10 protein-coding genes are annotated in these 11,878 nt (G+C 60.6%); 6 read left to right on the top strand and 4 right to left on the bottom strand.

What is annotated here, in order from left to right:
* Nucleotides 1-53 precede the first annotated feature (53 nt).
* The 4 genes from O3303_RS18310 to O3303_RS18295 all read right to left on the bottom strand — a co-directional run bounded on the left by O3303_RS18310 (nucleotide 54) and on the right by O3303_RS18295 (nucleotide 2,026).
* Nucleotides 54-392, bottom strand: coding sequence for a DoxX family protein (locus tag O3303_RS18310; protein WP_269559813.1), 339 nt, complete (start codon nucleotides 390-392; stop codon nucleotides 54-56).
* A 5-nt stretch (nucleotides 393-397) separates the two neighbouring features.
* Complete coding sequence (locus tag O3303_RS18305; protein ID WP_269559812.1) at nucleotides 398-748, bottom strand: DoxX family protein; 351 nt, start codon at nucleotides 746-748, stop codon at nucleotides 398-400.
* Nucleotides 749-932: 184 nt separating this feature from the next.
* On the bottom strand, nucleotides 933-1,529 hold the full coding sequence (locus tag O3303_RS18300; protein WP_269559811.1) for a hypothetical protein: 597 nt from the start codon (nucleotides 1,527-1,529) through the stop codon (nucleotides 933-935).
* A gap of 5 nt (nucleotides 1,530-1,534) precedes the next feature.
* On the bottom strand, nucleotides 1,535-2,026 hold the full coding sequence (locus O3303_RS18295; RefSeq protein WP_269559810.1) for a hypothetical protein: 492 nt from the start codon (nucleotides 2,024-2,026) through the stop codon (nucleotides 1,535-1,537).
* Between the two features lie 850 nt (nucleotides 2,027-2,876).
* On the opposite strand from O3303_RS18295, the gene O3303_RS18290 reads away from it, so the two are divergent.
* The 6 genes from O3303_RS18290 (at nucleotide 2,877) to O3303_RS18265 (ending at nucleotide 11,836) form a co-directional block, all read left to right on the top strand.
* Nucleotides 2,877-6,083, top strand: coding sequence for a T9SS type A sorting domain-containing protein (locus tag O3303_RS18290; protein WP_269559809.1), 3,207 nt, complete (start codon nucleotides 2,877-2,879; stop codon nucleotides 6,081-6,083).
* Nucleotides 6,084-6,598: 515 nt separating this feature from the next.
* Nucleotides 6,599-7,201 (top strand): HupE/UreJ family protein, encoded by a 603-nt coding sequence (locus O3303_RS18285; RefSeq protein WP_269559808.1) that lies wholly within the window; start codon nucleotides 6,599-6,601, stop codon nucleotides 7,199-7,201.
* 221 nt (nucleotides 7,202-7,422) lie between these two features.
* Nucleotides 7,423-9,783 carry a M1 family metallopeptidase gene (locus O3303_RS18280; RefSeq protein ID WP_269559807.1) on the top strand — a complete coding sequence of 787 codons (2,361 nt, stop codon included), beginning with the start codon at nucleotides 7,423-7,425 and terminating at the stop codon, nucleotides 9,781-9,783.
* A 109-nt stretch (nucleotides 9,784-9,892) separates the two neighbouring features.
* Nucleotides 9,893-10,267 carry a PH domain-containing protein gene (locus O3303_RS18275; protein WP_269559806.1) on the top strand — a complete coding sequence of 125 codons (375 nt, stop codon included), beginning with the start codon at nucleotides 9,893-9,895 and terminating at the stop codon, nucleotides 10,265-10,267.
* 143 nt (nucleotides 10,268-10,410) lie between these two features.
* Complete coding sequence (locus O3303_RS18270; protein WP_269559805.1) at nucleotides 10,411-11,061, top strand: beta/alpha barrel domain-containing protein; 651 nt, start codon at nucleotides 10,411-10,413, stop codon at nucleotides 11,059-11,061.
* A 55-nt stretch (nucleotides 11,062-11,116) separates the two neighbouring features.
* Nucleotides 11,117-11,836, top strand: a complete 720-nt coding sequence (locus O3303_RS18265) for a hypothetical protein (RefSeq protein WP_269559804.1) — start codon at nucleotides 11,117-11,119, stop codon at nucleotides 11,834-11,836.
* The last annotated feature ends 42 nt before the right edge of the window (nucleotides 11,837-11,878 follow it).

The following is an 11,878-nucleotide window of genomic DNA, read 5'->3' as shown; positions in this document are numbered from 1 at the left end:
GTGTGTTAGCTGTCTACCGGGCACAGGTCCTGCGCTCCGCCTGAATATGCCCGTTAGTACGCCTGCAACGATACGTAGAAGATGTACGCGTTCAGCAGCATGAACAGGAACGAGGGCAGAGACAGCCAGAAACCATCCTTTATTTTCATCCGGACGCCGAAGCCCAGCAGCATGAGCACAGCCAGGCCGCCGGACGCCACCGACAGAATCAGCGGAACCTGGAGGCCCACCAGCAGCCCCAGCCCCCCCAGGATTTCCAGCACGGCCGTCAGCGGACCGAACTTGGCCAGGCCGTAGCGCTTGAATTCGTCTTTAAGCTTTTGCGAGGTGAAGTAGCTGATGCCGTAAAACAGAAACGACAGGGCCGAAAGCCAGATCAGGATAGTGGTCATCAGGCTTAGTTGGCAATGAGGCCCGCGTGAGCGGCGGCCACGAACAGCGACAGGAGTAGCAGCAGCAACGACGGCACATACTTGTGCCAGGGGTTGCGCACTTTGATGTGGGCCAGCTGGGCGCACAGCATCAGAAAGGCCATCAGCAGGGCCGGCACCAGCACCAGGCCCGGATACCAGATGCCCGCTACCAGTAGCGTGGCCAGCGCTATTTTGGCGGCTCCTACCATCGTGCGCACTAGGTCAGGCAGTCCGTACTGCTTGAATTCCTTTACGATGTTATCAAACCGAAACACCCAAACAATAACCACCGAAAGGGCAATGACGAGTTGCGCAACTACGACTGCTATATTCATACGGGAAGATACTACTCTACGGAGAAATCAGGCCCGGGCGGGTAAGCAGGCTCTGCCAACAGGCGGCCGCACCGTCTTTTACCCAGAACGGTACCGCTGAGCTGTGGTCGGTAACCGGTACCGGCCGCAACAAGTTTTCGCCTTTACGCGGCCGCGCGCCGCGTTCAGAGCGGCTGCTTTGGCTTTAGCGGGTAGCGCCGGCGGCCGCGCGCTGCAGCTGCTCGCGCTCCATCTGCTGCCGCAGGGCCTCGCGCAGGTAGGCGGCTTCGTTGAAATGGCTGGCGTTGAGCTGGCTGCGGTATTTGGCCGGAATGGGCTGGCCGGCGACGTAGGCTTTGTCCACGGCCTCCAGGTGGGCTTTGTTGAACTTGCTGGCATGCATAATGAAGCCTACTACCGTGCCGCCCACTATCGTAAAGCCCAGCGGCGGCGAAATGGCTTCGTCGGCTACAGTGGTCTGGCCGTAGCGGTCGGTGGAGGAAATAGGCAGGGCCAGTGTCATGCCCGCAATGAAGGGCAGCGTGTAGAGCCAGCCGGCGTAGCGGCGCTTCCGAAACAAGCTCAGCAGGGCCCCGGTAGTGTCGGCCTCGGTGGCTTTGGGGGCATAGCGGGGCAGGTACCAGCCGTTGAACAGCAGTACCGCGCCGGAATCGGCCGGCGCGGCGGCGGCGGGGGCCACGGTAACTGGCGCACTGGCTACAGGTGCAGCGGCGGGGCCTTGCTGGGCATACCCCAGCGTACCAGCCAGCAGCAAAATCAGCAACAGAAAAAAAGTACGCATAGCAGTTATTTAGCGGGCGTGGCCGGTACCGGCGTGTACTGGATAATGGGCGTGCTGAAGAAGCGTGGCTTGAGCTTGCGCCGCAGGCTGCGCGGCAAGGGCTGCCCGGCCCCGTAGGCCGTCAGTTGCGCGGCCAAGTTGGCGTTGCCGTAGTGTAGCAGCTTGCCCAGGCCATAGCCCAGAAACGGCAGCGTCGCCAGCAGCACCACGCCGGCCGAAGGCGCCTCCTGGGAAATCGTGTAGCCGGGGCCACTGGAGATTTCGCGGCCGCCAGCAGTTGCCAGCCGAAGTCCGCTAAGCGCGCCGCCCGCCATCCAGCTGGCCCCGCCAGCCTGGCGCTTGCTGTACAGGCTGATGATGGCCTGGGCAGTATCGTTGCGCAGGTACTGGTTGCGCAGTTGCTGCTTAAACGTCTCGGAAGGCAGGTTGACAGGGGCCTGGGCCTTCGCCAGGCAGGGCAGCAGTAGCGCGCTGATGCTCAACACTCGAAATAGCATAAATGCAAGGATATTAAACCTGAAAATGTGCCGCAAGATACCAAGCCGGCCGCACTGAAATCCTATTCCACGCAGAAACTATTGCGGGCGGTTGCTCCTGGCGGTTCCGGTACCCAGGTAGCCGGCTGGCATCACAAGCGCCAGAGCCCCGAAATGACGTTTTCAGCAGACCAGCCCATGAAAAGCGGCTATTCTGCTGGCGCACCGGAAACCTATCGGCAGGCGCAGTCGCCGGCTTCGGATATCATCGGGTTGCTTTTACTGTGTTTTTATTCAGGCCCACGCTAGGGCCTATCAGGAAAAACTGCATATTTGCACAACTATTATTGCTACGCCACTATGCATCAGGCGCTGGCACTTTATTGCCTGTTTGCGGAAGCCCTCGCAAGCAGAATTCCAGGCTGCCATTTTTATTTCCTTCCTGTCCCATAACCATGTCCTTATAACCGACCAACTGGTTTCCCTCGTGTTTTGCCGGGCTCCCCGAACCAGTTCTTTTTAATTACCCCCCCCCCCGCAATGGGCGCAGCGGCTGCTTCCCACCAACAATCTGCCTTCTGGAAGCCCCTAGGCCTGATTTAAAATATAACATTGGTGGGGTTTGGAATAGTGTGCTCGCACCTATTTCCTTCGTATTGTCCAAGCTACTTAATTTAATTATATTTGCGGCTTGCCACTTGTTTATCAATAGATTACGAATTTTTTTGCCTTTTTCGGGCCCTTCGAAACAGTCTACTTTTTTGTTTCTTTTTTCTCCTCTACCCATTTTTTTATGAAACTAAAATTACCCGCAACACATGGGGCCGGGTACGGCTACCTGTTTGCTTGTTGGTCGCGCACATGTCAGTTGATGCTGGCTCTGGTACTGCTACTTACGCCTTCGCTGACTTGGGCCCAGGTCCAAACCCCAACAACCCTCACCCCTATCAGCCTGGGCACCGCCGCCTACACCCAGGATTTTAACACCCTGGCTATCACTGGTACCAGCAACAGCGTTCCAACTGGCTTCGGGTTTGTAGAAACCAATGCCGGCACCGGCACCGGTGCCAACAGCACCTACACCGCCACGACCATTACGGCTACCACTAGCCCCAACGCGGGTGACACCTACAGCTTTGGCTTCGGCGCCTCCGCTACTACCGACCGCGCCTTCGGCAGCCTTCAGAGTGGTTCGCTGGTTCCGCAGTTCGGCTTTGCTTTCACCAACACGACCGGCGCTACCATTACCAGCCTGGCAATTGGCTACACGGGCGAAGTTTACCGCCTGGGAGGCAACACAACGCCCCGCAACGCGTCGGACCGTTTGGATTTCCAGTACAGCACCGACGCCACTTCGCTCACCACGGGCACTTTCACGGACGTAAATTCGCTCGACTTCACCGGCCCGGTTAATAACCTCACCACGGCCGCAGGCTACGATGGCAACGACGACGCCAACCGGACCGCCATTACGGGCACCATCACGGGTCTGACCATTCCCGCGGGCGCCACGTTTTACCTTCGCTTTGTCGACGCAAACGCTGTTGGCACCGATGACGGCTTGGCCATCGACGACTTTTCCATTACGGCTACCACCAGCGCTCCGGCTTGCAATGCAGCCTTCGCTTACGCAGCTACTTCCTTCTGCGCCAGCGGTACCAACCCCACCACTACGGTAACGGGTACCACGGGCGGCACGTTCAGCTCGACCACGGGGCTGAGCCTCGACGCGGCTACCGGCACCATTAACCTGGCGACCTCCACGGCCGGCACTTATGCCGTGACGTACACGATTTCTGCTAGTTGCAGCAGCACAGCATCGGTGACCATCACCACGCCAGCTACGGCTGGCTTCAGCTACGCGGCCGCCAGCTTCTGCGCTTCGCAGACCACGGCCGCTGCCGCAACGCTCACGACGGGCGCCACAGCTGGCACGTTCAGCTCCACCACAGGCCTGACCATTGACGCTACGACCGGCGCCATCACACCTTCGACCAGCACGCCCGGCACCTACACCGTGACCAACACAGTAGCCGCAACCGGCGGCTGCGCCGCCGTGGCGGCTACCACTACCGTCACTGTTACGGCTCCGGCTACGGCCGGCTTCAGCTATGCCAGCACGGCTAACTACTGCACAGCTAACACGGCGGCCATTGCGCCTGTCTTAGCCACGGGCGCTACGGCCGGTACGTTCTCCTCGACCACAGGCCTGACGCTGGACGCCACGACCGGAGCCATCACGCCTTCCACCTCAACCCCCGGCACCTACACCGTGACCAACACGGTAGCTGCTAACGGCGGCTGTGATGCCGTCATCAGCACGACGACGGTAACCATCAGCGACGTACCCACTGCTACGCTCACCGCCAGTGGCGCCACTACGTTCTGCCAAGGCAGCTCGGTGGTGCTTTCTGCTCCTACCGGTACGGGCCTGACCTACCAGTTCGCACTCGACGGCACGACTATCAGCGGCGCTACCACAGCCACCTACACCGCCACGACGGCGGGCAGCTACACGGTGACAGTAACCAACGCGGCGGGCTGCACTACTACTTCGGCTGCAACCACGGTCACCGTGAATCCAGCCACCACGGCTACGTTCAGCTACGCCAGCACCACGCTCTGCGTGAGCGGCAGCGCCACCACGCCTACCGTAACGGGTACTGCCGGTGGCACATTCAGCTCCACCACGGGCCTGACCATTGACGCCACAACCGGCGCCATCACGCCGTCCTCGAGCACGCCCGGCACCTACACCGTGACTTACTCGGTAGGCGGCGCCTGCCCGTCTTCAGCCACAGCCAGCGTGACCATTACCACGGCTCCCGTTGCCACGTTCAGCTACGACGCTACTGGCTTCTGCGCCTCGCAGACGGCCACGGCCGCGCCGGTATTCGGCGCCGGTGCTTCGGCCGGCACGTTCAGCTCCACCACGGGCCTGACCATTGATGCCGCTACCGGTGCCATCACGCCTTCGACCAGCACGCCCGGTACGTATGTCGTGACCAACAGCATTGCCGCCGCCGGTGGCTGTGCCGCCGCCACGGCCACGTTCAGCGTGACGATTACGGCCGCGCCAGTGGCTACGTTCAGCTACGCTGCCACTAGCTTCTGTACCTCGCAGACGGCCACGGCAGCCGCCACGCTGGCCACCGGCGCCACGGCTGGCACGTTCAGCTCCACTACGGGCCTGAGCATTGATGCCACCACGGGTGCCATTACTCCTTCAACCAGCACGCCTGGCACTTATACCGTGACCAATACGGTAGCCGCTTCCGGCGCCTGCGCTGTGACTACGGCCACGTTCAGCGTGACCATCACGGCTGCTCCGGTAGCCACGTTCAGCTACACCAACGCCGCCTACTGCGTGGGCGCCACCGGCACGGCTGCCCCAGCCCTCGCCGCCGGCGCCACGGCCGGCACGTTCAGCTCGACTACGGGCCTGACCATTGACGCCACTACCGGCGTTATCGACCTGGCCACGAGCACGGCCGGCACTTATACCGTGACCAACACGGTAGCCGCTTCGGGCGCCTGCGCTGCTACCACGGCTACGTTCAGCGTGACCATCAACGCCCTTCCGGCCCAGCCGACGGTGGCGCCGGTTTATAACGGGGCCACCACCACGCTCACCAGCTCCAGCACTACGGGCAACCAGTGGTACCTCAACGGCACGCTGATTGCCGGTGCTACCGACCAGACGTACGTGGTGAACACCACGGCCCAGTTTGGCCAGTACACGGTAGTCGTGACCAACGCTGCTACGGGCTGCACTTCGCTGCCCTCGGCCCCGCTGCTCGTCAACAGCAGCGTGAAGCCGCTGGCCGGCTCGGCACTGAGCGTGTACCCCAACCCTACTGTTGACGGCAACGTCAGCGTGGAGCTGCGCGGCTACACCAAGGCCACGGAATTGCGCGTTTACAACGCCGTGGGCCAGCAGGTGCTGGAGCGTACGCTCCCGGGCCAGCCTGGCGTGCAGACCGCCACGCTGGATTTGCGCCAGCTGCCGGCCGGCGTCTACATCCTGCGCGCCCGCACCGAGGGCGGCCTCGATGTGCGCCGCATCACCAAGCAGTAATCATTAGCTTACTGCCAGGCATACCTGGTAGCAAAAAGCCCTGTCGGCAATGCCGACAGGGCTTTTTTGTGCGTGTTATTTCCAGTAGCCACAGGTGTTGATGGGGCTTTGCTGCTGCCCGGCAAGCCTGCAGCTACCATTAGCTTTGGCAAGTAATTTCGTTCACCTCCGAAGTGAATTTGCCATTGCTGACCACAAGGAAAAATATCATTGGCTATCTATTGTCTATTCAATTTTGTCTTATATATTTACAAATAATTATCAGATACATTACATAGTAAACATTCCTGGGTTTTCCCTGCCCGCCGTTCGACACCTCCATTCCCGGATTCCCCCACTGCTGGGAATGGAGGTGTCAGGCAAGGCTTTTTGCCGGCTCTGCTTCCCGTCTGCTCTTCCCAACCACACTTGCCGCCCTGCCACCGTCGCTACGTCGCCACCAGGCAGTAGCAGCGGTGGCAGCGCTGCATTCTGCCCAACCACCCCATATTCAGCTACCCGTGTAGCTTTGCGGCATGGCGTCTTTGTTTCAGACTTACCTGCAGCTTGGGTTCTTCCACATCTTCAACCTGCGGGCCTACGACCACCTCGTGTTTCTGCTGGCGCTGTGTGCCCCCTACGTGCTGGCCGACTGGCGCCGGGTGCTGGCGTTGGTCACCAGCTTCACGCTGGGCCACTCGCTCACGCTGGCCCTGGCCACGCTGCGCGTAGTGGACTACAGCCCCGGCCTGGTGGAGAAGCTGATTCCGATAACCATTCTGCTGACCTGCGTCGTGAACCTGATGCGGGCGCGCCGCACTGAGCCGCGCCTGGCCCGCGTGAGCCGGCCCGAGCCCGTGGTACTGGCCCTGCCCAACCTGCTGGCCATGGTGTTTGGGCTGGTGCATGGCCTGGGCTTTTCCAGCTACCTGCGCGAGCTGCTGGGCCAGCAGAGCCGGCCGGTGCTGGAGCTGCTGGCCTTCAATGTGGGCGTAGAGCTGGGCCAGCTGCTGATTGTGAGTCTAATTCTGCTGCTGGGGCTGCTGCTGCTGCGCGGCTTCGGGGTGCAGCGCCGCGACTGGCTGCTGGTGGTCAGCGGTGCTGCCATCGGTATTGCGGGGGTGCTGCTGGTAGGCTGAGTGTAGCATAGGCTTTAGCTTGTGCCGTTCCGTGCGTGAGCGGCCAGCTAACCCTGCCGATGTTACGGCTTGTAGCTTACGGCAGCCGCTCTCTATCCGGCGCAAGCGTAAGCTTATGCTGCATGCAACACTGGTCCGCCCGTAGCGTCCTTGCCGAATCTGCCGTTGATTTTGCCTAAATTTACCTTCTTCGCTTTCCGCTTTTTCCGCGCTTGACTACTATGCTGAAACCCTACCTGCTGGCCGCCGGGCTGGCGGCGCTGCTGGCCCTGCCGGCCGCGGCCCAGAACACCAACTCCGGCACCGACAAATTTGCGCAGCTCGAAACCCTGCTGCCCACGCCCAACTCCTACCGCACGGCCTCCGGCGCCCCCGGCACCGACTACTGGCAGCAGCGCGCCGACTACAACATCCGGGTGAAGCTGGATGATGAGAAGCAGGCCATTACGGGCTCCGAGGACATCACCTACACCAACCTCTCGCCCGACGTGCTGACCTACCTGTGGGTGCAGCTCGACCAGAATATTCTCGACAAAAACTCCATCACCACGGCCACGCAGGTGGGCCAGATTCAGGACCGGATGCCGTTCCAGGCGATGGAGTACCTGCAGCGCAGCGAGTTTGAGGGCGGGTTCAAGATTTCGGAGGTGAAGATGAAGGGCGGCAAGGCGCTGCCCTACGTCATCAACCACACCATGATGCGCGTGGACCTGCCCACGCCGCTGCGGCCCAAGCAGGCCGTCACGTTCAGCATTGCGTGGAGCTACAACATCAGCGACCAGCTGAAAATCAACCAGCGCAGCGGCTACGAGTATTTCGCCGAAGACAAAAACTACCTCTACGAAATTGCGCAGTTCTACCCGCGCATGGCCGTGTACTCCGACAACCAGGGCTGGCAGCACAAGCAGTTCCTCGGCAACGGCGAATTCGCCCTGCCCTTCGGCGACTACCGCGTGAGCATTACGGCTCCCGCCGACCACGTGGTGGGCGCCACCGGCGTGCTGCAAAACCCCAACGACGTGCTGACCAGCGCCCAGCGCCAGCGCCTCGAAAAAGCCAAAGGCGCCAAAACGCCGGTGCTCATCGTGAGCCAGCAGGAAGCCGAAAAGGCCGAAACCAGCCGCGCCAAAGGCACCAAAACCTGGACCTACGCCGCCAAAGACGTGCGTGACTTCGCTTGGGCCAGCTCGCGCAAGTTCATCTGGGATGCCATGGGCATCATGCAGAAGGGCAAGCCAGTAATGTGCATGAGCTACTACCCCAAGGAGGGCAACCCGCTGTGGGGCAAGTACTCGACGGAAGTGGTGGCGCACACCATCAAGGTGTATTCCAAGTACACCATCGACTACGAATACCCGGTGGCTATTTCGGTGCACGGCCCGGTGGGCGGCATGGAGTACCCGATGCTGTGCTTCAACGGTGGCCGCCCCGAGAAGGACGGCACCTACTCGGCCGACCGGAAATACGGGATGATTTCGGTGATTATCCATGAGGTAGGTCACAACTTCTTCCCGATGATCATCAACTCCGATGAGCGGCAGTGGAGCTGGATGGACGAGGGCCTGAATACGTTTACGCAGTACCTCACGGAGCAGGAATGGGAGCGAAACTACCCGTCGCGCCGCGGCGAGCCCAAGAACATTGTGGACTACATGCGCACCGGCAAAAACCTGCAGACCCCGATTATGACCAACTCGGAGTCGGTGCTGCAGTTTGGGCCGAACGCCTACGCCAAGCCCGCTACCGGCCTCAACATTCTGCGTGAGACGATTCTGGGCCGCGAGCTGTTCGACTACGCCTTCAAGGAATACGCGCGCCGCTGGGCCTACAAGCACCCCACGCCCGCCGACTTCTTCCGCACCATGGAAGACGCCTCCGGCACCGACCTCGACTGGTTCTGGCGCGGCTGGTTCTACACCACCGACGCCTCCGACCTGGCCATCACGGGCGTGAAGTGGTACTCGGTGGACTCCAAGAACCCCGAAATTGAAAACGCCCGCAAGCGCGAAACAATCAACAAAGCGCCCCAGACTCTGTCGCAGCAGCGCAACCTGCAGGACATCAAGCGCACCCTCGTGGACGAGAAGCCTGAGCTGAAGGACTTCTACAATAACTACGACCCGCTGGCCACCACCGACGCCGACAAGCAGCGCTACCAGCAAATGGCCAAGGGCCTCAGCCCCGAGCAGCAGCAGCGCCTGAACGCCGGCCTCAACTTCTACGAGGTGAGCCTGAAGAACCTGGGCGGCCTCACGATGCCCGTTATCGTGCAGATGACTTACCAGGACGGCAAGCAGGAAAAGATGACGATTCCGGCCGAAATCTGGCGCAAAAACAACGCCGAGGTAACCAAGGTATTCATCACTGAGAAGCCCGTAGTAAGCTTCGTGCTGGACCCCAACCTGGAAACCGCCGACGTTGACCTGAGCAACAACGCCTGGCCCCAGCAGGCAGCCCCTTCGCGCTTCGAGCTGTTTGAGCAACAGCAGCGCACGCAGCCCAACCCCATGCAGCAACAGACTTCAATGCAGAAGATGGAGCAGAAGCCCGCTGGCAGCAGCACCGGCGGCGGCACCAACTAAGCTTACTACCCGCCTGCGGGCCACAACAAAAGAGCCGGTCTACAGCGTAGTCCGGCTCTTTTCGTATAGCTTACCTGCATCTTCCATTTCTAACTTTTTCACTACCACTATGGGACTTCTCGACGGCCTGCTGGGCAATGCTTCCGAAACCGACGCGCAACAGGTTCAGCTGGAACTGAGCCAGCTTCTTTCGCCCGGCGAAACAGTGCGCAACTCCTACGCCGTCATCCGCGACCTGATGGTGTTCACCACCAAGCGGCTCATCATGGTAGACAAGCAAGGCGTAACCGGCAAGAAGCGCGAATATCTGAGCCTGCCCTACCGCAGCATCGAGCGGTTCTCGATGGAAACCACCGGCCACTTCGACCTCGACGCCGAGCTGAAAATCTGGGTGCGCGGCCAGACCGAGCCCATCAGCAAAACCTTCCGCGGCGACAAAAACGTGTACGACGTGTACCGCGCCCTCGGGGAGTTTGCTATTTAGTTACCGGGTTGTGATTAGCGGATTGTCATCCTGAGCAGAGGTAAGGACCTTACCACGCCTCAACGATTGACGTACCAATGAGCCGTTCTGCCGTAATAAGGTCCTTCGCTCTGCTCAGGATGACAATCCGTTAACTTTCCTCTATGCCCCGCTTTACTGCCGCCCACGCCCTCACGCAAGCCCGCCAGCATCCGCTGATTCCGGTGTTTTACCACGCTCAGGAAGACTACGCCCGCCGGGTGCTGGCGGCCTGCCACGCGGCGGGCGTGCGACTGTTTGAGTTCACCAACCGTGGCCCTCAGGCACCGGAAATCTTCGAGCGGCTGCAGCGTTTCGTGGAGGCTGAATTTCCGGATTTGCTGCTGGGGGCGGGCACCATTTTCACGGCTGAGGAGGCCGGCCGCTTCATTGAGGCCGGCGCCGACTTCATCATCCAGCCCGTGTGCAGCCCCGATGTGGCCGCCGTGTGCCGCAGCTACGACCTAGCTTGGCTGCCCGGCGCCCAGACGCTGAACGAAGTGTACGAGGCCCACCGCCTCGGCGCGACGCTGGTGAAGGTATTTCCCTCGGCCTACCTCACGCCGGAATACCTGCGCATCCTGCGTGGCCCGCTGCCGCAGGTGCCGCTCATGGTCACGGGCGGCATCCAGCCCACCGTAGAGAGCCTGGAGGAGTGGAAAGCCGCCGGGGCCACCTGCGTCGGTCTCGATGCCCGCCTGCTGGACACTGATGAGCCGGCCCGCCTCACGGCTCAAGTGCGGGAGCTACTGGCGGCGCTGCAGCCGGCTATGTAGAGACGTGACACATCGCGTCTCGTCGTTGCTGATGTTGTCAAGCAATTGTACCTGAATGTCCGTTTTCTCCCGTTTAAAAGCCCTGTTTCGCCAGCCGGTTTCACCGGAGCACGCCTCCATTTACCATCCGGATGCGCAGCAATTCCGGATACGACACGCGGCCTATTTAGCGCAGAAAGCAGCGCTCATTGCGCAGGAGCCCAAATCCCTGGCAGAGCACTACGGCGACTTTCACACGTTTCTGTACCGGCCCGATTTTGATGAATTCGTCAGAAAGAAGTTTCTGTCGGCTTGGGAGCCAGATAACCCGCACCTGCAATTCCTCTACCACAACCATTGGTCGAACAAGCACCCGTTTAATTTTCCCGGACCTTTTTACACGGGCGAGTCGGATACTTGCGGCACGGGAATCTGCCAAGCTCCCGACAACGTGGCGCTTGACGAATACGGCTGTGAGTTTGTGTTCCGACAACCCCTAGATTACCCGCAATTTCTGCGCGTACTAGATGCGGCGGCGGTGGAAGTATTCGACAGCTACTCCGCCAACGGCAATGAGCACTGGACCTGTACTGCCTGTAAGGGCTGGTGGAGTAACCGTCGGGAATTGATAGTAGCCTTGTCACAACCGGATGTGCAACGGGCCAACAATGGGCAGGCCCAAGCATATCTGGATTACCTGGCCGGGGCAGCGGAAACGGACTTACGCCGGTATTGCTATTTTCTGGAAAACGGGCAGTATCCTGCTGCTAAGAATGTATCTCTCCCGCCGCTTTGAAGCAGCATCCTAAGTAAAAAACGACCCTGCTGTGTCGGTAGG

Source organism: Hymenobacter canadensis, from assembly GCF_027359925.1.
Taxonomy (GTDB): domain Bacteria; phylum Bacteroidota; class Bacteroidia; order Cytophagales; family Hymenobacteraceae; genus Hymenobacter; species Hymenobacter canadensis.
The sequence above is the reverse complement of the archived record's forward strand: the minus strand, read 5'-3'. Positions and strand labels throughout refer to the sequence as shown.

Bases quoted from the DNA above. Each gene is read 5' to 3' on its own strand.
- O3303_RS18310 (WP_269559813.1), bottom strand. From the start codon at position 392: ATGACCACTATCCTGATCTGGCTTTCGGCCCTGTCGTTTCTGTTTTAC.
- O3303_RS18305 (WP_269559812.1), bottom strand. From the start codon at position 748: ATGAATATAGCAGTCGTAGTTGCGCAACTCGTCATTGCCCTTTCGGTG.
- O3303_RS18300 (WP_269559811.1), bottom strand. From the start codon at position 1,529: ATGCGTACTTTTTTTCTGTTGCTGATTTTGCTGCTGGCTGGTACGCTG.
- O3303_RS18295 (WP_269559810.1), bottom strand. From the start codon at position 2,026: ATGCTATTTCGAGTGTTGAGCATCAGCGCGCTACTGCTGCCCTGCCTG.
- O3303_RS18290 (WP_269559809.1), top strand. From the start codon at position 2,877: ATGCTGGCTCTGGTACTGCTACTTACGCCTTCGCTGACTTGGGCCCAG.
- O3303_RS18285 (WP_269559808.1), top strand. From the start codon at position 6,599: ATGGCGTCTTTGTTTCAGACTTACCTGCAGCTTGGGTTCTTCCACATC.
- O3303_RS18280 (WP_269559807.1), top strand. From the start codon at position 7,423: ATGCTGAAACCCTACCTGCTGGCCGCCGGGCTGGCGGCGCTGCTGGCC.
- O3303_RS18275 (WP_269559806.1), top strand. From the start codon at position 9,893: ATGGGACTTCTCGACGGCCTGCTGGGCAATGCTTCCGAAACCGACGCG.
- O3303_RS18270 (WP_269559805.1), top strand. From the start codon at position 10,411: ATGCCCCGCTTTACTGCCGCCCACGCCCTCACGCAAGCCCGCCAGCAT.
- O3303_RS18265 (WP_269559804.1), top strand. From the start codon at position 11,117: ATGTCCGTTTTCTCCCGTTTAAAAGCCCTGTTTCGCCAGCCGGTTTCA.